Origin of the sequence: Caldisphaera sp., assembly GCF_023256325.1 — an archaeon.
In the GTDB taxonomy this organism is placed as follows: domain Archaea; phylum Thermoproteota; class Thermoprotei_A; order Sulfolobales; family Acidilobaceae; genus Caldisphaera.
Genome location: NZ_JAGDXI010000023.1, coordinates 23794 through 43659, shown reverse-complemented (window position 1 = coordinate 43659; position 19866 = coordinate 23794). Strand labels below are relative to the sequence as shown.

At 31.6% G+C, this 19866-nt stretch carries 21 protein-coding genes; 15 read left to right on the top strand and 6 right to left on the bottom strand.

Translation table 11 applies throughout. The features are described 5' to 3' along the window. Window positions 1–111 precede the first annotated feature (111 nt). From Q0C16_RS03595 to Q0C16_RS03560, 8 genes are all read left to right on the top strand, one after another. Window positions 112–246: a hypothetical protein gene (locus Q0C16_RS03595; RefSeq protein ID WP_292319672.1), complete on the top strand. Its 135-nt coding sequence runs from the start codon at window positions 112–114 to the stop codon at window positions 244–246. A 148-nt stretch (window positions 247–394) separates the two neighbouring features. Beyond that, a complete protein-coding gene (locus Q0C16_RS03590; RefSeq protein WP_292319671.1) occupies window positions 395–2713 on the top strand; it encodes a M1 family metallopeptidase in 2319 nt (772 codons plus the stop codon). Window positions 2714–2788: 75 nt separating this feature from the next. Then, window positions 2789–4714, top strand: coding sequence for a S9 family peptidase (locus Q0C16_RS03585; RefSeq protein ID WP_292319670.1), 1926 nt, complete (start codon window positions 2789–2791; stop codon window positions 4712–4714). Window positions 4715–4749: 35 nt separating this feature from the next. Beyond that, a complete protein-coding gene (locus Q0C16_RS03580) occupies window positions 4750–5643 on the top strand; it encodes a VIT1/CCC1 family protein (RefSeq protein WP_292319669.1) in 894 nt (297 codons plus the stop codon). 90 nt (window positions 5644–5733) lie between these two features. Then, entirely contained in the window at window positions 5734–6315 is a 582-nt protein-coding gene (locus tag Q0C16_RS03575; RefSeq protein WP_292319668.1) for a hypothetical protein, read from the top strand. Between the two features lie 172 nt (window positions 6316–6487). Beyond that, the gene (locus Q0C16_RS03570) at window positions 6488–7180 is read left to right on the top strand and encodes a hypothetical protein (RefSeq protein ID WP_292319667.1); all 693 of its coding nucleotides are present in this window, start codon (window positions 6488–6490) and stop codon (window positions 7178–7180) included. 71 nt (window positions 7181–7251) lie between these two features. Continuing rightward, window positions 7252–8184 carry a (Fe-S)-binding protein gene (locus Q0C16_RS03565; RefSeq protein ID WP_292319666.1) on the top strand — a complete coding sequence of 311 codons (933 nt, stop codon included), beginning with the start codon at window positions 7252–7254 and terminating at the stop codon, window positions 8182–8184. A 10-nt stretch (window positions 8185–8194) separates the two neighbouring features. Continuing rightward, the gene (locus tag Q0C16_RS03560; protein WP_292319665.1) at window positions 8195–9391 is read left to right on the top strand and encodes a lactate utilization protein B; all 1197 of its coding nucleotides are present in this window, start codon (window positions 8195–8197) and stop codon (window positions 9389–9391) included. Between the two features lie 9 nt (window positions 9392–9400). Here Q0C16_RS03560 and proC read toward each other — a convergent pair whose 3' ends face one another. Both proC and Q0C16_RS03550 read right to left on the bottom strand, forming a co-directional pair. Then, on the bottom strand, window positions 9401–10225 hold the full coding sequence (gene proC, locus Q0C16_RS03555; protein ID WP_292319664.1) for a pyrroline-5-carboxylate reductase: 825 nt from the start codon (window positions 10223–10225) through the stop codon (window positions 9401–9403). A gap of 29 nt (window positions 10226–10254) precedes the next feature. Next, complete coding sequence (locus tag Q0C16_RS03550) at window positions 10255–11040, bottom strand: ATP/GTP-binding protein (RefSeq protein ID WP_292319663.1); 786 nt, start codon at window positions 11038–11040, stop codon at window positions 10255–10257. A gap of 298 nt (window positions 11041–11338) precedes the next feature. On the opposite strand from Q0C16_RS03550, the gene Q0C16_RS03545 reads away from it, so the two are divergent. The 3 genes from Q0C16_RS03545 to Q0C16_RS03535 are packed head-to-tail and all read left to right on the top strand — an operon-like array spanning window position 11339 to window position 13028. Next, the gene (locus tag Q0C16_RS03545) at window positions 11339–12016 is read left to right on the top strand and encodes a hypothetical protein (protein ID WP_292319662.1); all 678 of its coding nucleotides are present in this window, start codon (window positions 11339–11341) and stop codon (window positions 12014–12016) included. Then, window positions 12016–12561 carry a tRNA-intron lyase gene (gene endA / locus Q0C16_RS03540; RefSeq protein WP_292319661.1) on the top strand — a complete coding sequence of 182 codons (546 nt, stop codon included), beginning with the start codon at window positions 12016–12018 and terminating at the stop codon, window positions 12559–12561. Before Q0C16_RS03545 ends, endA begins: the two co-directional genes overlap by 1 nt. Window positions 12562–12614: 53 nt before the next feature. After that, the gene (locus tag Q0C16_RS03535) at window positions 12615–13028 is read left to right on the top strand and encodes a hypothetical protein (protein ID WP_292319660.1); all 414 of its coding nucleotides are present in this window, start codon (window positions 12615–12617) and stop codon (window positions 13026–13028) included. Here Q0C16_RS03535 and Q0C16_RS03530 read toward each other — a convergent pair. Beyond that, window positions 13000–13599 (bottom strand): UbiX family flavin prenyltransferase, encoded by a 600-nt coding sequence (locus tag Q0C16_RS03530; protein ID WP_292319659.1) that lies wholly within the window; start codon window positions 13597–13599, stop codon window positions 13000–13002. The two genes, Q0C16_RS03535 and Q0C16_RS03530, sit on opposite strands and share 29 nt — an antisense overlap. 63 nt (window positions 13600–13662) lie before the next feature. Here Q0C16_RS03530 and Q0C16_RS03525 point away from each other — a divergent pair, with 63 nt between their 5' ends. Both Q0C16_RS03525 and Q0C16_RS03520 read left to right on the top strand, forming a co-directional pair. Further along, on the top strand, window positions 13663–14499 hold the full coding sequence (locus Q0C16_RS03525) for a class I fructose-bisphosphate aldolase family protein (RefSeq protein WP_292319658.1): 837 nt from the start codon (window positions 13663–13665) through the stop codon (window positions 14497–14499). Between the two features lie 65 nt (window positions 14500–14564). Beyond that, entirely contained in the window at window positions 14565–15524 is a 960-nt protein-coding gene (locus Q0C16_RS03520) for a carbohydrate kinase family protein (RefSeq protein ID WP_292319657.1), read from the top strand. On the opposite strand, the gene Q0C16_RS03515 is transcribed toward Q0C16_RS03520, so the two are convergent. Further along, complete coding sequence (locus tag Q0C16_RS03515) at window positions 15503–16042, bottom strand: Zn-ribbon domain-containing OB-fold protein (RefSeq protein ID WP_292319656.1); 540 nt, start codon at window positions 16040–16042, stop codon at window positions 15503–15505. The genes Q0C16_RS03520 and Q0C16_RS03515 overlap by 22 nt on opposite strands. 11 nt (window positions 16043–16053) lie before the next feature. Further along, the gene (locus Q0C16_RS03510) at window positions 16054–17244 is read right to left on the bottom strand and encodes a thiolase domain-containing protein (protein ID WP_292319655.1); all 1191 of its coding nucleotides are present in this window, start codon (window positions 17242–17244) and stop codon (window positions 16054–16056) included. A 299-nt stretch (window positions 17245–17543) separates the two neighbouring features. On the opposite strand from Q0C16_RS03510, the gene Q0C16_RS03505 reads away from it, so the two are divergent. Then, window positions 17544–17885: an SCP2 sterol-binding domain-containing protein gene (locus tag Q0C16_RS03505; protein WP_292319654.1), complete on the top strand. Its 342-nt coding sequence runs from the start codon at window positions 17544–17546 to the stop codon at window positions 17883–17885. Here the strand turns inward: Q0C16_RS03505 and Q0C16_RS03500 are convergent. After that, on the bottom strand, window positions 17871–18983 hold the full coding sequence (locus Q0C16_RS03500; RefSeq protein ID WP_292319653.1) for an amidohydrolase family protein: 1113 nt from the start codon (window positions 18981–18983) through the stop codon (window positions 17871–17873). The genes Q0C16_RS03505 and Q0C16_RS03500 overlap by 15 nt on opposite strands. 106 nt (window positions 18984–19089) lie before the next feature. Between Q0C16_RS03500 and Q0C16_RS03495 the strand changes: the two genes are divergently transcribed. Beyond that, the gene (locus tag Q0C16_RS03495) at window positions 19090–19845 is read left to right on the top strand and encodes a DUF2208 domain-containing protein (protein WP_292319652.1); all 756 of its coding nucleotides are present in this window, start codon (window positions 19090–19092) and stop codon (window positions 19843–19845) included. The last annotated feature ends 21 nt before the right edge of the window (window positions 19846–19866 follow it).

Genomic DNA, 19866 nt, shown 5'->3' with positions numbered 1-19866 from the left:
TGCTTTGTAAAGGCGAGGCTTGTCATTCTTTTTGTCAAACTGAATATAAACATGATATTAAAACCTAGAAATTTTATCTTTTTTAGGTTTTTAAGGATTAGGAATTTTCTGTTGCCAAATTACTTCAAGAATGATGCAAAAATGAAATCATCTCTTTTCCAGTTAATCATAGGAATAGGAATCCATACACTTTCATCTTCTTCACCAGAGACCCGCCCTTACGGACAAAGTAGTTTATTGGAATGAAACGACTAATAGTTTATTAAATTTCTGGTATTTAATAAAAATACTATTAAAATAGTAAACATTGATAAAAGATCTTATGACCTTAGGTTTAAATTTATGACCTTAGGTTTAAATTCTTGTATGCTATAATTAATATAGGGTGCAAAACTTGGCATATTATCAAGGATTTGAAGTCTATAAGTATGATATATTTATGGATTTTAACGGTACTAAATATGATGGTATAGAAAAAATTGAGCTAAGCGCTGATAATCAAGTCGTTTTAGATTCAGTTGGATTAAAAATAAAATATGTTAAAGCTAATGGAAAGGATGTTGATTTTAAGCAAACCGAAAATGAGGTAATAATAAAGACAGGTAGCTTTAATGGAATTTTAGAATTAGGTTTTGAAGGTGAAGCCTTAGAAAGATTAGTTGGCATATATAAAGCAAAATATAATGGTGATTACGTAATTTCCACACAATTCGAATCTGTTCATGCAAGAAAAATGTTTCCATGCGTTGATAAACCAAGCTATAAAGCTTCATTTAAGATAAAAGTTAGAGTTTCTAAAGATCTTCACGTTATATCTAATATGCCTATTGAAAGAATTGATATAGAAGGAAACAAGAAGACTGTTAGCTTTTATGAGACTCCAAAAATGTCTACATATTTAATTTATTTAGGAATTGGAAAATGGGAAGAACTAAGTAGAGGAAAAATAATTGTTGCAACAATACCGAATAAATCTCAAAATGGAGAATTTGCCGCATGGTCTGCAATAAAATCTATAGATTTTTACGAAAGATACTTCGAAATACCATATATGCTACCAAAGATGCACCTTATAGCCGTTCCGGAGTTTGCTTTTGGCGCTATGGAAAACTGGGGAGCTATAACATTTAGAGAATCTGCCTTATTAGTTCCAAAGGATTCTGATTTAGGTCAAATGAAAAGAGTAGCTGAAGTAGTAGCTCATGAAATAGCTCATCAATGGTTCGGAGATCTTGTTACTATGAAATGGTGGGATGACTTATGGTTAAATGAAAGCTTTGCTACATTCATGAGCTTTAAAGCTGTAGATTCGTTTGAGCCATCATGGAATTTATGGGATGATTTTCTAAGTGGTGAAACAAGTGGTGCAATGGTAAGAGATTCATTATCTACAACACATCCAATACATGTAGAGGTCAATAGTCCTGACGAGATAGAAGCTATATTTGATGATATAAGCTATGGAAAAGGAGCGAGCATATTAAGGATGATAGAATATTTCCTTGGAGAGTCCTTTAGGAAAGGATTAAATAATTATTTAAGTCATTTTAGGTTTTCAAATGCTAAGGCAAATGATTTATGGGATTCATTGCAAACAACTACATCATATCCTGTAAAGTTAATTATGGATAGTTGGATAATGCAACCAGGTTATCCATATGTTAAAGTAAGTTTAGATGGAAATCAGTTGGTATTAGAGCAACAAAGGTTTACCTTAGCTAAGAAGCTTGATGATTTAACGTATGTTATTCCAATATCTATGAGTTTAAATGGCAAAAGACTAGATTTATTAATGGATGAAAAAAGAACTAATATAAAAGTAGATAATATAAAATCAATTAAGCTAAACCTAGATAGGTCAGGATTTTACAGAGTATATTATAATTTTGATAATGAACTTATTGATAATATGAACTCAAAAGAAATATGGGGTTTTGTAAATGATTATTATAATTTCTTACTTTCAGGATTAATAAATAGAGAAAGATATTTAGAGATTATAAATAAATACTTTAAAGAAACGTCATATTTGCCTGTTAATGAAATATCATCACAGTTGTTTACATTAAGCTTAATAAATAAAGATGCTTTTAACGATTTATCATTAAGATATCATAGCTATCAATACTCTGAACTAAGCAAAAAGAATGATCCCAATTTAAAATATTTGAAAGGATTAATAGCTAGAAGGCTTGCAATCTTGGATAGATCATTTGCTAAAGAGTTATCAGGAATGTTTGAAAAAGAAGTAGAACCCGATATGAGAGAAGCAGTATATACAGCTTATGCTATTGTTACAAACGATTTTGAAACGCTTAGCAAAAAATATATGACAGCAGAGCTAGATTCTGAAAGGCTAAAATTCTTGAGGTCTATGATGTATATATCTGACCCATCAGTAATAAAGAAAACTTTAGAATGGGGTGAAATTAACGTTAAGTTACAAGATCTTTTATATTTATTGCAAGCTGCTTTAAACGATAAGGCTAAAGAAGTGTTTTGGGATTGGTTTAAGCAAAAAGGATTTTATTTATTAAACAAAGCATTCGAAGGAACCGCTATATTCGGGAGAAACCTGATGTGGATTATACCTATATTAGGTTTAAATAAAGAAAAAGAAGTTGAAGAGTTCTTTGCAAATGGTCCTTTAGCAAACGATGCTGGCGTGAGATCAGGTTTAGAATTATTACAAGTATATTCTAAATTAAAATAAAATTTTTAAAAATTGTAATATTTTCTGTGAAAACTTATTATTCTTTTATTATAAAATAACTTTGGGGAGAGAATTTTGAGTGAAAAGTTAAAGCCTGAAGATTTATCTAATTTATCTTTAGTTTCTAGTCCTATAATTTCAAAAAATGGGCAAAAAGTTCTTTTCGTAGTATCAAGATACGACTTGGATAAAAACAAATCAAAGAGTAACATATGGATTTATGATAATAATGAATATTATCCTCTAACAAAAGGCGAAAAAGACATTTGCCCTTCTTGGTCTAATATTGATAATTTAATTTCATTTTTGAGGATTAGAAAGAAAAGGATTTCATTAAATATCCTAAAAATTGGTGGAGAAGAATATGAATTATTTAGCCAAAAACAGGGTATATCAAAAATTATGTGGTCTAGTGATGGTAAAAATATAGGATTTTTATCAAGAGCAACTAGTAAGGATTGGAAAGATTATAGTAAAAGAGAGGCATTAGTTATAGAAAATATACCTCCATATTTTAATGGAGAAGGATTTATTTATGATAGACCATCTAATTTATTCCTAATTTCATACCCTGATGGAATAGTTTCTCAGATAACAAATAGTAAGTTTGGAGTATCTTCATTTGATTTTTCTCATGATGGTCAGAAAATAGCTTATGTCGATTCTTATGAGGAGCTTAAACCATTTTTGAACGAAATTAGAATAAGAAATTTAAAAACTGATGAGGATATAAGCATATTAAAGAACTATTCAATTTCTCAAGTATTATGGAGTCCAAAAGATGATAAAATTGCGTTCATTGGAAACAAGATGGAGAAAGGATATGCAACGCATAATAAACTATATTTTTATGATCTAAAAACAGGTGAAGTTAAGCAAGTATGGCCTGGCTTAAACAGAAATATAGAAAATTCAATAAATAGCGATGTTAGAGGTCCTTCTTGTAATGAAACTGCTTACTGGTCTCATAATAATTATATATATTTCTTGTTGAGCGATCAAGGAAAAGTGAATTTATATGCAGCCAATGAGAAAGGAGGACTAAAAGGCATTATAACTCCTGAGGAATCTTCTATAGATGAATTCTCGATATCAGAAAGTGGATCTATTATTGCATATACTCAAATGTCTGATAATGAATTAAAAGAAATTTATCTATATGATGGTGTTAATTATAAGAAAATTACAAGCTTTAATGAAGGATTTCTAAGTTCTAAGAAATTAAATAAAGCAAAACATTATAAAACTAAATCTGAAGATGGAGAAAATTTAGATTATTGGGTTTTGCCATCCAACGAAAATAAAGAAAATGCTCCTTGGATACTATATATTCATGGTGGACCCAAAACATTTTATGGCTATTCTTTCAATTTTATATTTCATTATTTAGCAGCCCAAGGTTATACAGTTGTTTATGGTAACCCTCATGGTAGTGATTCTTATACAGAAGAGTTTGCTGATATTAGAGGAAAATATGGTACAATAGATTTTTCTGATTTGATGCGTATAGTCGATGACGCATTGAAAGGAAATAAAACTTTAGACCCAAATAAAGGAGCTGTAGCTGGAGGCAGTTATGGAGGTTTTATGACTAACTGGATTATAACGAAAACAAATAGGTTTAAGGTAGCTATAACGGAAAGGAGCTGTAGTAATTGGTTTAGCTTTTATGGGTCTAGTGATATAGGATGGCACTTTGCATCAGACCAATTAGAAATTAAAAATCCGTGGGCAGACTTCGATAAAATAAAAGAAAAAAGTCCATTATTTTATTCGGATAAGATAGAAACTCCATTGCTTATAATGCACGCGTTAGAAGATTATAGATGTCCATATGAACAAGCAATGCAATTCTTTGTTGCTTTGAAACAGCTAGGAGTGGAAACAAAAATAGCTTTATTCCCAGGAGAAAATCATGATCTTACAAGAAGCGGTAAACCAAAAACGAGAATAAAATATATGGAGATTATGGCTGAATGGCTTAAAAAACACTTAAGTTAATAACTTTTTACTGGTAAAATTTACAGGTGCTATAAATGTTAACGAAAGAAGATTTAAAAAAAGTAGAAAAATATTGTAAAGATGAAATAAATACATATTTATTGTATAAAACGCTATCAAATTATAGTAAAGATAATAAAATTAAAGATGATTTGAAAAAACTATCTGAACAGGAATTAGAGCATTATAATTTTTGGAAAAGTATAATAGGTCATGAATGTGAGCCTGATATAAAACCTGGATTATTATTTAGAGTTTTATATAGATTATTTGGCCCTGTTTTTACTTTGCAAGTTCTAGAAAATAACGAATCAGCTACAATAGATGAGTATAAACAATTTTTAGGAAAGCTTGAAAATGATTATCAAAAATCTATATTGAAAAAAATCATTCAAGATGAAGAAACTCATGAAAGGCAAATTATTGGAGATATAAAAGATGTAAGAGTAAAGTATCTGAGCTATGTTGCTTTAGGGCTTGCTGATGCTATAGTTGAAGTTTCTGGAGTTCATGCAGGGTTCTTGGGCGCTACAGATAAAACCATAATAGCTGGTGTTGCAGGCTTGGTTGTAGGCTTTTCTGCTGCTTTATCAATGGCTGGGGCTGCATACTTGCAGGCTAAACAGGAAAAAGCTATAAGAGCCTCTGCAGGTGCAATCGTAACTGGATTTAGCTATTTGTTAACAGTAGTAATATTAGCTTTACCGTACTTGCTATTGAGAAATATAATAGAAGCATTTGTTATTTCTCTATTTTTTGCAACTGCCATGATAAGCGGATTTACTTATTATAGTTCAATAATTCATACCCAAAGGTTTTCGAGGGAAATAATAGAAAGTTTGTTGATGTTGTTCTTAACTGCTATTGCAGGATTTTTCTTTGGAGATTTAATTGGAAAAGTATTTGGAATAAGAGCATTGATTGGCTAATAATATCAAAATAAACCTTTAACTAAAAGATTTAAGATGTAAATTTTTATACGTGATTTTAAAAGCTTCAATTATAATAAAACAGTGATGATGAAATTGAATCCGTTAGCAATAATAATATTTACAATTTTAATTTCCTCTCTTCATATGATTGCTCCTGATCATTGGGTTCCCTTGAATGTTTTATCGATTAGAAGAAGATTTAATTATAGTACTATTATGTTAATCTCAGGTTTATTGGGTTTTCTTCATAGCTTTGTTTCTGTTTTATTGAGTCTCGTATTAGTTTACATTGGTTTGAATTTTTTCAATTTTATTGATATAAAATACTTCTCTGTATCAATAATATTTGTTGTTTGCATCTATATTTTATTAAGCTCTTTAAGAGAGGTAAAGGAAAATAGAAATGTTGAGGCAACATCTTTAATTGTTAGCGTTCTTCCAGATCCCGCTATATTGCCTCTTATTATCAGTTCGTCGTCTATGGGATTGCAGTTTCTTCTATTAATAATAATTTTGTTTATAATAACGAGTACAATCTCTCTATCTCTTGTAACATCATTAGTTAATAAGGGATTTCTTAAAGCTTTGTCTAGATTGAAGCCTTATCTTATTGATTACTTAATCGTTTCTATTTTAATAATAACTGCGGCATATATTTTACTAGGATAGTTAATTTATTGATTTATGTCATTAAATATTGAGATTGATTACAAAATATATTTCGATGGTATACTATTCATAAATAAAAGTAGCAATAAAATATTACATTCTATCCTAATTTTTGAACAAAGAGTATGTTAGATTATTAACTTTGTTTTTCAATTATTAAATGGTGAAACGCTTGGAAATAAATTCAAAGAAAAACGTCGTTATAAAAATAGAAATTCCTGAAGAAGATTACAAAATACTATCAAAAATAGCTAAGGCAAAGGGTTATTCTTTACCAAATGATTACATAAGGGAGCTAATTATTTCATCAGTCGAAAAAGGTAATGCAGAACAAGCCCAAATTAATAAGGAATTAATAGAAACCATATCAAAAAGGATAGAAAGGCTTATGCAGGATTTGTTAAACCCTTTTACTCAAAAAATAGATGATCTATCATCAAGGATAGCAGACCTAGTGGAAAGCATAGAAGAGACTAAAGTAGAAAAGCCACAGCAGTTACAACAAAAAGAGGAAGCTAAGTCTAAAAAGAAAACAGCTATAGACATATTAAAAGAGCAAGGAGTTATTTTCTCAGATGAAGTACAATGGTTAAGGAATCCTGACGCATATTTTAAAAAATTAGAAAGCAGTGGAGCTATAGTTCTTTATTTTGATGATGAAAGAATCGCTTTAGATAAAGATTATTGGGATAGGTTTAAGTCTAAATTAATGACTATTGCTATAAGAGATGCTAAAGAAGTTGAAGATCTTCTTGCATCGGATTTTGGTGAAAACGGAGGTAAACTATTCAACAAGTTAGTCAAAAAAGGAATGGTTTTTTACGATGAAGATATGAAGTCTTGGAGCTTAAGCAGTAGTTCATAAATACATCACATAGAAATCTATTAAGTTAAACTTAAAAATTTCATAGTTTTAAACATAAATGGGCATTAAAATTGAGAATAAGAGAACTCATAGATTTTATGGGAGATTTGACCATAAAAACAGGATATCCTGTTCCAGTTCCTGATGGATTTTCATATAAATGGGCATTAAAATATAATTTTAATAGAGAAGGTAAGGTAGTTCTTTATACAGGTGCTTTATATCAGCTTATACCTTATATAGAATCTCTATCATTATATTTAATGGCCATGGAAAAAAGCGATGAAGGTGGATATATAGCATTGAAATTTGCAAGAAGTATCCCAAGAGATATAATAAATAAACTGGCTCAACCTGATAAAAAGTTAATTTCTTGGTCATATAATGTCCTAACTTCTATTGCTAACCTTTTGTTAAAAAGCAAAATAACTTTTTCATATCTTTATGAAAATGATATATATAGTGGTGTATTGCTTTATGATATGGGAGATGAAGAGAAATTTAAAATTCATATAAATAAAGTTTTTAAATTGTTGAAACAATCCAATGCTGAAAAAATAATAACAGTAGATCCGCATACTACATATATATTAAAAAATGTTTATCCTAAATATATTGATGGATTTGATTTAGAGGTAAATAGTTATTTAGAATTAATAGAAATTAACGATGAAAGTAAATTGAACAAAGATCCTGTTGTGATACATGATTCTTGCATATATGCAAGGGGACTTTCTTTGATTGATGTTCCTAGAAAGCTTTTATCTAAGAAGGGATATGAAATTAAAGAGCCAAGAAGAAATAAGAGTATAACATATTGCTGTGGGGGTCCTATAGAAGCTATATTTCCTTCTTTAAGCAAAGCAATTGCAAAAAATAGAATGGAAGAATTAAGCACGGTTTCAAATAAAGTTATTACTATGTGCCCTATATGTTATATAAATTTAAGCAAAGTATCTAACAATTATAATACAGAAGTTCATGATATTTCAGAAATGCTATGAGGTGTTATCTTTGGATTATCTTGAAAATATAATAGTTGACATTTCTGAAACTTTAAAAAATAAGGATTTTAGAGAAGCATTAGAAAGCAGTGTACCTATGTCAGAAAAAAGGGTTTTAGATTTTTTAAATCTACATAAAGATATTCCAAAGCTTGCAAAAGAAGTTGAAGAAATTAAAAATAAGGTGTTATCAAATATAGATTATTATATAGAAATGGCTATGGAATCATTAAAGTCTATAAATGGTAATCCTCATTATGCAGAAACTAAGGATGACGCCTTAGACATATTAGATAAAATTATAGGGGAAAGAAATAAGATTATCCTATCTAAGAGTATGGTCGCTGAAGAGGTAGGAATTAGAGAGCATTTGGAAGAAGTTGGAAAAGAAGTGTGGGAAACTGATTTAGGGCAATTACTAATTCAATTAGAGAAAGGTAAGCCAATGCACGCAATAGCGCCTGCAATTCATATGACAGTTAATGATGTAATCAATTTAGTTAAAAATAAACTTAATATTGAATTAAAGGGTAATGAAACTCCTCAACAAATAGTTGCCAAAATTAGACCATTTCTAAGAGAAAAATTTGTAAATGCAGATGTAGGAATAAGCGGTGCAAATGCTATATCAGCTGATTCTGGGTCTATTTTTTTGATAGAAAACGAGGGCAATATAAGGCTTGTGACCACTTTGCCTCCATTGCATATAGCTATTGCTGGGATTGAAAAAATTGTTCCAACATTAATAGATGCATTTAAGGTTGTGTTAGTTCAGTCTTCATATGCAGGACTTTACCCGCCAACATATGTCAGCATGGTATCTGGTCCTAGTTCGACAGGTGATATAGGCCATAGAAGAGTTTATGGTGCTCATGGCCCTCCCGAGATGCATTTAATTCTTTTAAATAATGGAAGAAAAGAAGCTATAAAAAATGATATATTAAGGGACCAACTTAGGTGTATTAGATGCGGTAACTGCCAAATATTTTGTCCGGTTTGGGACATCACAGCTAATAAATGGGGAGGTAAAGTTTATGGAGGCCCGATGGGGGTAGGATGGACGGCAATAACTGAAGGTATAGAGAAAGGTGCGGAGCTCTCGGAGCTTTGTTTAGGCTGTATGAGATGCGATGCAGCTTGTCCTGTAGAGATACCGCTATCAAGTTTAATACATAAATTAAAGAATATCTATGTTAAACCCAAATAATTATTAGTTCTAAGAATTGAATAGGTAGTTTTCTATTTCATCTGCCTTTTTTTGCGCTTCCAATACAGCTTCCATTATTGATCTTTTGAGCCCATTTCCTTGCAATACCATAATACCTCTTATTGTGGTCCCAGCTGGAGTTATTACTAGATCTCTTATATAATGTGGAGACCAACCTTTTTCAAGCAAAGTTTTTGCTGTTCCTTGCATCGTATATAACACGGCTTTATAAGCCAAATCCCTAGGTAGGCCAGAAGCAATACCTCCTAAAGCTAATGCATCTATAATCTCTGCCAAAAATGCTGGAGCGCTTCCGCTTAACGCAGTCAAGGCATTCATGTATTTTTCGTCTACCCATTCATAATAACCTATTGAAGAAAATATTTCTTCTACTAGTTTTTTTGATGCAGCATCTATATTAGAATTTGTCGATAATACCGTAAAACTCGATGAAGTCTCAGAATTTATGTTAGGCATAGCTCTAACTATTTTTGCTCCAGTCAACTTTTTAGATAGCCATTTTATTGGAGCTGCGGCAACAACTGATATTATTAACTTCTCCTTTACAAATGGGGAAATCTCATCTGCTAAATTTATTAGCTGAGAAGGTTTTATAGCTAAAATAATTACATCAGAGTTTTTTACAGCATATATGTTGTCTCTTGTTGCATCAATTCCCATTTTTTTAATCTTGTTTAATGATTCATCGCTTCTCGCAGTTGCTATTATTTTCCAATCCTTTCCGGATCCTATTAAAGACCTTATAATAGATGACCCTATAACCCCTGCGCCTAAAATAGCTAGTGATCTATCAACCAAATTTGATTCCCACAATTTTTTAAAATTCAAAGCTTTTAAATTTTTCACAAATTATTTTCGTTATCATAAATTTTATAATCTTCACTTTCTGTTAACACTTCTTGAATTTTTCCATAAAGCAGCCTTAAACTTAGTTCATTAAAAATAGATATTGGTAATATATGCCCGAAATATCCAGACGCATACAAAGCTTTTGCTAGACTTAATGACAAATCTAAAGTATAACCGTCTATATCCTTTGATTCCCTTAAAAGGGATTCTAAATAACCATCTTCATGTAATCTTGGTATTATTTCATCAATTAATTCTTTATCAAGCAGATCTGATTTACTAACAACATTTATCTGAGGTTTTCTGAACCTTGTATTTACTGAACTTGCAAGGGTTAATATGGAGACTATGTTAGCTGGGTTATCAAAAAATATGGAATCCATTAAAAAAATAACAACTGATTTCTCATTATAAATAATAGAGTTTAAAACTAGTGGACCGCCAATTCTATACGCAAATAGTTCTAATTGTCCTGGAGTATCTATTATTGTAAAATCTGGATTTATTTTGTCTATTTCCTCCCTTATTTTATCGGAATAATTTATTAGAGAATCTACGGCACTTATAAGAGAACCATTAGGTCCTAAACCCTTATCAAAAAAATCTTCAATTTTTACGTAGTCTCTTACATCTACATCAGCATCATATGGCAACTTTTCTGCAGCTGGATCAAAATTTACTATGGCAACATTTGCTCCTGTGTCTTCCATAGTAGATTTTAGCTCCCCTGCTAGCGTGCTTTTTCCCGCACCGGCAGTGCCCAACAATATTATAAACATTGTTTCACCCAAAGGGGGACCTCCTGCGCACACATGACCCCGTGACGCGGGGCTAATTCACGCAGGCAATTGGTCCCCTGTGATAAGTTTTCATCAACTGTCTTATATTATTATTAATTTCTGCTATAACTTAATTAATTTTATCTTAATGCATCATAGCAATTTCTTTATTAATATATTGTCTATTAGAAAAATATTCTATATTGGTTAAAACAAAATAATAGCCTAATTGAAATTAGGGATAGATTTTTATTTAATTCAAATTACGTATAGAGAAGGAGAGAAAAGGGTGCTAATCATGGCGATTGATAGTATATCTAAAATTACTTTAATTGAAGTATTACAAAACATGGCGCAAGACATTCAAAATATATCAGCAACATTGTTAACGAGAATGCATGAAAATACAAAAAGTGAATATATAGAAAAATTTTATAGACAAGACCTAATGTCTGCAAAAGATAGGATTTCTAGAAATAAAGATAGAATATTTGATTACCTAGCGAGCGGTAGATTAGAGTTAGTCTCTTATAAAGAATTTTATATAAATTCTTCCCTTCAAATGGAATGCGCAATTAGTAAATTAGAGGCAGGTATTTATAGATTATTGCTTTCATACAGTATTGATAAAAGCGATGATAGTGAAGTATATAAAACAATAGAAGGATTAATTGGAGAAATATATAGCTCCTCACAATCACTAGTTGATCTTTTAAGATCAATATCAACTGGAACTAAAGGTAACTCAGAGAAAAGAAAGATCATAGAAGAAAGGTTTAATAAAATAAGTGAATCAGAAGGAAGAGGCGATATTATCTATAGGGAGGGCTTAGCGAGGGTTTTAGTAAAATATTCAGACAAGCCTTCTAGGCTCATATCATTTAAAGAAACAATTGAATACCTAGAAGATTGTATAGATTGCCTATATAATGCATCAGTTTATATAAAACTTATAGGGTTTAGTGGGCTAGCATAATGCCAATTAAGGCTTATTTTATTAATAATGTTGTGCTTATAAACGATATTGAAGAGTCGAGGAAGATTTATTTTTCAGGATATTTTGGGAAGCCTATAAATGCTGAAAAAGTCAAGGAAGAAACTGATATTAGTTCTCCTTTAATTTTAAATGCGTTTGAAGCTCTTTATTTGATGGAGAAGGGAATAATAGATTTATATTACGATGATAAAAAAGTGGAAAGCATAGAGGAAGCTAAGAAATTTCTAAACATAATTGATAGAAGGGAAAGGCAATATATAATTTATAGAGATTTAAGAAATAAAAACTTAAAAGTAAGATCGGGGCTTAAATATGGTTCAGATTTTGTTGCATATAGATTAGGACCAGGATTGGAGCATGCACCATTTATAATACATTATCATGATATAGATGAAAAATTTGACCCAATAGAGTTAGTAAGAGCTGGAAGACTAAGTCACAGCGTGAAAAAGGACTTTATAATATCTTCTCTTAAAGATAGCAATAAAACATTATACATAATATTTAAATGGTTTAAACCGTAATATATAATAGGGTAAACTGGAAAGTCTAGTCATAAATATATGAGGTGTATGTATTGGTATCAAATATATCAGGCCCATCAAGGCAAGGGCATGACCAAAGAGATCAAAATAGAAACGATATTAATTCACAGCAAAACAGGGAAATTAAGCCTAGACCAATTGGGGATAAATGCAATCCTCTTTGCCCATTTTTCAAATGCGGTCAAAAAGCATTAAGGTTTTCAACAGATCATTATAGAGGTAGGCCTATAAAGGTAGCAATGTGTGCTTGGATTGGGGATAAATGCATAGGTGCATCTTGCAGATATGCATATTGTGAAAAGAAGGCGATGTTACCCGACGGTAGGTGTGGATTTGCTGTTGAAAATCAGCCAAAGAAAATGAAGTCATTCGAAGAAGAGTTGAGCGAAGAAAATGATATAGATTTGCCTCAAGGGTTTAAGAGTCTTCCAAAGAAGAAGATTTAGGGTCCCATCTTCTATAAAAATTGTTTTGTATATTCAATACATCTAAAATTTTTCCTATCATAAAGTTTATCATGTCATTGATACTACTTTTATTAGAATAAAAACCCGGAGACAAAGGCATTATTATACCGCCGTATCTAGATATTTTTAATAAATTTGTTAGCTCTGCGGTTCCCAAAGGGGTTTCTCTGAAAGCAATTATTAGAGGTCTCTTTAACCTAAGATGAGCTAATGCTGCCCTTGATACCAAATTCATAGGGATACCGTTAGCAATTAATCCAACCGTTTTCATACTAGCTGGACATATTATCATGCATTTTGATATATTGCTTGAACTAGCAAGAGGTGAATTAAAGTTGTCTTCATCATAAATTTCACCAAATTTTCTCAAAATTTTTATGAAATCCTCTTCGCTAATACCTTCTTCTGCTTTCGCAACTTCTATTGAGCCTTTAGAATAAATTATCCCTTTTATATTAATATTCAGTTTATTAATAGCATCAAGTAACTTTATCCCATATATAATCCCGCTCGCGCCTGTTAACGCAACGCTAATATTCTCACAGCTCATTAAGTACAACTCCATTTGTGTTTTTATTGTTCCTTTTAAATATATATTTAGGGGGATTAAAAAATGGATAAGTATGAGGGTATAAGTTATTCTAATGTAGGTGTAAAGGTTAGATTAAGCAGAATTTTAAAAAATAATAGAGTGGTTATATTTGCTTTTGATCATGGGTTGGAACATGGACCCAGCGATTTTCAAGAGGACAGATATTTAGCAAAAACAATTTTGGAAAAGGTTGCAAGGGCTGGAGTAGATGCTATTATGCTCTTACCTGGTATGGCAAGGCTAACACATGATATATGGGCTAATAGGGTATCATTAATTGTGAAGTTAACAGGTAAAAGTGATATAAGGCCACCAGATAAGCATTATTTGCAATCAGTTTTAGGTACAGTTGAAGGAGCGATATCTTTAGGTGCTGATGCTGTTGCAGCAACAGTTTATTGGGGCAGCGATTATGAGAATGAAATGATATCTAGCTGGTATGAAATAAAAGAGAGCGCTAACTATTATGGAATGCCATTATTGCAGCTTGCATATCCAAGAGGTTCTACAATAAAGAATAGGTATGATCCCCAAATTGTTATGTATGGTGCGAGAGCTGCAGCAGAAACTGGTGCGGATCTTATAAAAACTTATTATACTGGAAATAAAGAGACTTTCTCAAAAGTCGTTGAAATGGCTCAAGGAATTCCAGTAGTAATGAGTGGAGGGGCTGTGAGAGAAAAGCCTATAGAATTTCTAGAGGATGTCTATAATGTTATATTAGCAGGAGGCAGCGGAGTAGCTGTAGGAAGAAATGTATTTAGAAGCAATAACATAGAGGGCATGGTAAAAGCAGTAATGAAAGTTGTTCATGATAATAAAACCCCAGAAGAAGCAGTTAAAGAATTAGAAAAATAATTTATTAATTATTTGAATAACGTGTTTTTAAATGTTTAATAATAGCTATTTAAAAGGGAGAAAATATGTCAAATTCAAAAACGATAGATGTAACATCAGTAGGCCATGCATTAATGGATTTAAGATTTATAGTAGAAAAATTTGCTAGTCCTGATGAAGAGGCAGATATATTAGAGCAGTCAACAGGACCGGGCGGTTCTGCTGTTAATGTAGCTTTAAATGTGAGAAAATTAGGTGGAAATTCTGCAATATTAACTAAAGTAGGTTTAGATACTTTTGGTAGATCAATAGTTGAAGATTTGATGAAATCTAAGGTAGATATCTCAGGACTTAAGATATGCTTTGGAGAAACAGGTTTTTCTATAGTCATGATAGATCAATCAGGGAACATTTCAATATATGGATTTAAAGGGTGTGCTGAAAAACTAGAACCAAAAGAAATTGACAATGAGGTCATATCAAAGTCAAAAATTATACACATAGCAAGCTTAAGACCTGATACCTCTATTAAGGCAGCAATTGCCGCTAAGGAAAATGAATCATTAGTTTCATGGGATCCAGGAAGAAGACTTAGTATGAGGGGACTTAAGGATTTAAGAGGTTTGATAAAGCTGGTTGATATAATAATGTTGAATGAGCAGGAATGCAAGAACTTAACAGGAATTGATAATCCTGAAAAATGCAGCCAAACTCTTAAGACTATCGGGCCTGAGAATGTTATAGTTAAAATGGGTCCTAAAGGAATATATGCAAATACAAATGACTTTGTAGGTTATATGCCTGCATTTAAAGTAAAAGAGATAAGAGATTCAACTGGTAGCGGTGATGCCTTTGCAGCAGCATATTTGTTAAGTTTAACTAAAGGTATGAAAACAGTCGAATCATTAGAATTTGCTCAGGCTGTGGCTGCTTTAAAGGTTACTAAGTTAGGTGCAAATGCAATACCTACTCAAGAGGAAGTTATGGATTTTATTAAAAAGCAAAAAGAGTTAAATGAAAAGGATCAAACAGGTACAAATTCATAAGTTAAATAACCTTCAGGCTCTCTTTTAACTATTTCAAGCTTTACTTTCATTCCTATCCTCAGTTTTTTGGGATCCGTTTCCCTAACCCATGCTAATACTTGAACTCCATTTGAAAGTTTAGCTATTCCTACAGTATAATCATTATAGTGTGAAAAGCTAAATGGTTTTGTAGTAATTATAGTATAGGTTGTTAATTCTCCGTCTTTTGGTAGTTCAATCCACTCAACATTACTATCTAATGAAGATGGGCAATCAACTTGTGGAGGAAATAGTATTTCTCCTGTTTTAACACATTTTGTAGCAAGTAGTTTTCCTTCGGATAGAGATTCAAAGAACTTTCTTGTTTTTTCAACACTTATCATGAACTTAAGTGTTAATTCTCTTTGATCATACCAAATCGCTACATTAGTCTTTGGATCAACTATCATAGGCAATCCTATACTTGATTTCATTGTATTTGCAAAAGATTCCATTTGCTTTAAGGCTTCAATAGCTTCTTCTCTTTGTGATTTAGGCATAATCTTTCACCTCAATCTTTAGGCTTATCTAAGCCCAATATGGTTACATACGCATAATGGCCTGTTCCACCAACATTATGAGCGATTGCTCTTCCATTCTTTATTGTTGCCTGTCTGCCTTTATCGGCTTTATTTAGCAATTGCTTAGATAGCTCTGCTACCATACTAACGCCAGTAGCTCCTATTGGATGCCCTTTTGCCTTTAAGCCGCCGCTAAGGTTAACAGGTATTAGACCTCCTATGTAAGTTTGCCCTTCCTTAACTAGTTTATATCCTTCACCTCTTTTTACAAATCCTAGATCTTCATATGCCATTATTTCTGCAATTGTAAAACAGTCATGAACTTCTGCTACATCAAAGAATTTTGCAGTATTTTCGCTTTCTAAACCAGCCTTTTTATAAGCCATTTTTGCAGCTATATTTGCAGCCTCTAATCCTGTGAAGTCATTTCTCTTCGATAAGTTTGCACTCCCTGATGCTGCTCCAACAGAATGTATCCAAACAGGGGAGTCAGTTAATTTCTTAGCAACCTCCTCACTTGCTAATATAACAGCAGCACTTCCATCTGTTATTGGCGAGGCATCAAAGAGTTTAAGGGGCCATGCAATGTATCTGCTGTTCATACAAGTCGGTAAGTCTATCTTTCTTTGGAATTGAGCCTTTGGATTAAAGCTTGCATAATAATGATTCTTTATGGCAACCTGGCATAAATCTTCTTCTGTAGCACCATATTTTGACATATAAGCTGTTGCATATAACGCATAATATCCAGGGAATGTAAGGCCGAAGTTTTCAAATTCCCAGAAATAATTCCCAGCTCTACCAATAAACTCAACTACTGTAGGAGTAGGACTTTCATTCATTTTCTCTACTCCCACTGCCATAGCTATATCTACTTGACCTGATGATACGGCATTGTAAGCGTTGTATACGGCAGAACTTCCGCTTGCACAAGCAGCCTCAACTCTATACAAAGGCTTACCAGTAAGACCTGCATATTCTGAAACAACTACAGCTGGTAATGGCTCCCCGCTCCAACCTCCAACATTTGAAACAGAAACGTACTCAATATCTTTGGCTTCTAAATTAGCGCTTTCAAAAGCTTGTTTTATTGACTCCCAAGCAAGCTCCGCTATATTTACATCATTTCTAACACCAAATTTTGAATGGCCTATACCTACAACTGCTACCTTTCTTCCCACTTTATACACCTCTGTATAAAATAATTAAATGGGCGTTTATATTCTTCATGTTGCTATGTTTAATATTAATCTATATGAGGTGTTTATAATCTTTTATATTAATTTTTATTTTAAATATTTTATTAACTGTATGGCAATAAATGATGTCGATATAGTTATATAAAATGAAACTAATTTTGCTAAACAAAAGTAAGCTCAATTAATAGGGATATATAAATATGCTAAATGATTTGTTATGAATTAATACATTAAGATAACATTAATTAATCTTATAAATAAAATAAAAAATGGGTGAAAAAATGTCTCTAGATGAAATGAAGGATGCATTAGAAAGAATTTATGAGAAGGCCTCTGAGAAGGTACCAGAAATTAAATCTTGGAATAAGGTTTATCAGTTCATTATAGAAGGTGATGGAGAATTTTATGTAGAAATCTCAGGAGGGAAAATAAAAATTTCAAGCGGTAAACATCAAAATCCAATAGCAACCCTTTCAGCAAAGCCAGAAGTCATGAAAAAAATAATAAGTGGAGAACTTGACTCTATGAAGGCTTTTATGACCAGGCAGTTGAAAATTACAGGAAACGTTTTGGATACAGTAAATTTGAAAAAATTAATTGATACAGGTCTAGGAAAAGAGTAAACCTAAATTTTTTATATTGTTTCTATCTACTCTAAATTTTATAAAATTAGGTTGAACTCTTTTTATTATTGAATTATAAATATTAATTGAATTCATTATACCAGAATTGTAGCCATCTATTAGTAGGAAATGTGCTGGTTTACCTTCTTCTATCAACCTTGGTTCAAGGCCAACAGATTTATAGCCATTAATATATAGTGATTTCATTAATTCCTTAGCTACTTCCTCTCCTCTGATTCTTTTTAGCCTTAAAATTAAAAGAAGCTGGTATGTTTCTCTAAAAACATCTGGCAGGAACCAAGAAGCATTATCGCTCCCTACTGCAAACTTCACATTATATTTTAAAGATAGTTCTATAGGGGGGAATTTCATCCCATGCCACATGTTGCTAGAAGGACAAAATATTAAGTAAATGTTTTTATATGATAATTTTTCGAAATCATCCTCATTTAAATAAAGGCCATGTATTAATGCATTGAAATCTGATTTAATTGCAATCTCAAAGTCATTGCTTTTTCTCGTTTCTTCATCTTCCGCTACATGAGTCATAGAAGGCTTGAATTTCTTTGATAGATCTATAACATAATCTTCTTTATAATCAACAGGACTTGATATTCCAAGACCATCACAATTATTTGGAAATTCAGGGCCAGGTCTTCCTAATACAATTACATCCATATCTTTTACATATTTTAATGCCTCCTTTGATGCTTTGCACCCTATACCTCCTCCTTCTCTAAAATCCACTAGTAATCCTATTCCCATGTTATAGGCTGTATTATAAAATGAAGATATACCTTCTATTAGTTTTTCGTAACTTAAAGAATTCAAAAGCTTATGTTTTAAGCCATTAGGAAATGCTACCAATTCATGAAGCCCTTCTTTAACTCCATATTCTGGAAAGTTGTTATCTCCGCTGTGTACATGCGCATTAGCCGGTTGAGGAATCGCTATTAGGTTTCCGTTACCAACATAATTATTGCAATTATTGGATTTTCCTATGGATTCAATAATTCCATCTTCGTTTATATTGATACACACATTGTTTATTACATCTAGGTTTTCACCAACAATGGCCAATCCTGTTTTAATTTGCATATTGATCCCTAATTTTATGCTGAATTATAATAATTTAAATCTGTTGATTTGAATTTAAAAAGTGAAAAAGATAAAATAAGTGTAGAAGCAAGTTAGGGGGAAAAGAATGTCATTTTACGTTGAACAAAGGTGGAAATCAACACTGTTAAATCAAGCATATATAATAGTATATTCAATTTTAGCTGCAATAATAGGAGTTAATTATATGTTGTTTATATTAGTGATAGTGTTTGTTATAATAAGCATGTTTTTACAAAGTTATTTAAGTGGAAGCCCGATAGGGAAAAATACTAAAGCCAATGAGGTACTACAAGGTAAAAGACTTTATCATGAGCCTGAAACAAGAAGTATACAAGTTAAAGATAAGCAGATTATGCTTGACTTTCAAGAACAATCACGTTTCACTATGTATACAACAATAGGCATGTTCATAGGATTAATATACTTCTTTGTGTTATTTAAATACGTGCCCGATTTATCAAGGTTTTTAGGAAACTATATAGCTGATTATAGGATAGATTTATTCCTAGGTTTCTTAATATACTTCGAAGGTTATTTCGCTATTACCATGCTTAATACCATGTGGGCTGTAAGCAGGATAAAGAAACTACCTATGGTTAATGTTCCATCACAATATACTGTTACAGATAAAGGCATTGTAATAAAAGGTATGGTAACAACAAAAGGGATAGCTTTTCCATTACCAAATGAAACTAATGTGAATCTTAATGAAGAAAGAAGGTTTGTAGAAATAGTAAAAGAAGGCAAAAGAACAATAACTAAGTTAAGGTTCTATTCTAAGAATCCAAAGAGATTATATGAAATAATAAAGAAGTATGGCAAAATGGAACAAACGAATTAATGGAATATATAAGCTTTAATA

Bases quoted from the DNA above. Each gene is read 5' to 3' on its own strand.
- Q0C16_RS03580 (WP_292319669.1), top strand. From the start codon at position 4,750: ATGTTAACGAAAGAAGATTTAAAAAAAGTAGAAAAATATTGTAAAGAT.
- Q0C16_RS03575 (WP_292319668.1), top strand. From the start codon at position 5,734: ATGAAATTGAATCCGTTAGCAATAATAATATTTACAATTTTAATTTCC.
- Q0C16_RS03550 (WP_292319663.1), bottom strand. From the start codon at position 11,040: ATGTTTATAATATTGTTGGGCACTGCCGGTGCGGGAAAAAGCACGCTA.
- Q0C16_RS03545 (WP_292319662.1), top strand. From the start codon at position 11,339: ATGGCGATTGATAGTATATCTAAAATTACTTTAATTGAAGTATTACAA.
- endA (WP_292319661.1), top strand. From the start codon at position 12,016: ATGCCAATTAAGGCTTATTTTATTAATAATGTTGTGCTTATAAACGAT.
- Q0C16_RS03530 (WP_292319659.1), bottom strand. From the start codon at position 13,599: ATGAGCTGTGAGAATATTAGCGTTGCGTTAACAGGCGCGAGCGGGATT.
- Q0C16_RS03525 (WP_292319658.1), top strand. From the start codon at position 13,663: ATGGATAAGTATGAGGGTATAAGTTATTCTAATGTAGGTGTAAAGGTT.
- Q0C16_RS03520 (WP_292319657.1), top strand. From the start codon at position 14,565: ATGTCAAATTCAAAAACGATAGATGTAACATCAGTAGGCCATGCATTA.
- Q0C16_RS03515 (WP_292319656.1), bottom strand. From the start codon at position 16,042: ATGCCTAAATCACAAAGAGAAGAAGCTATTGAAGCCTTAAAGCAAATG.
- Q0C16_RS03505 (WP_292319654.1), top strand. From the start codon at position 17,544: ATGTCTCTAGATGAAATGAAGGATGCATTAGAAAGAATTTATGAGAAG.
- Q0C16_RS03500 (WP_292319653.1), bottom strand. From the start codon at position 18,983: ATGCAAATTAAAACAGGATTGGCCATTGTTGGTGAAAACCTAGATGTA.
- Q0C16_RS03495 (WP_292319652.1), top strand. From the start codon at position 19,090: ATGTCATTTTACGTTGAACAAAGGTGGAAATCAACACTGTTAAATCAA.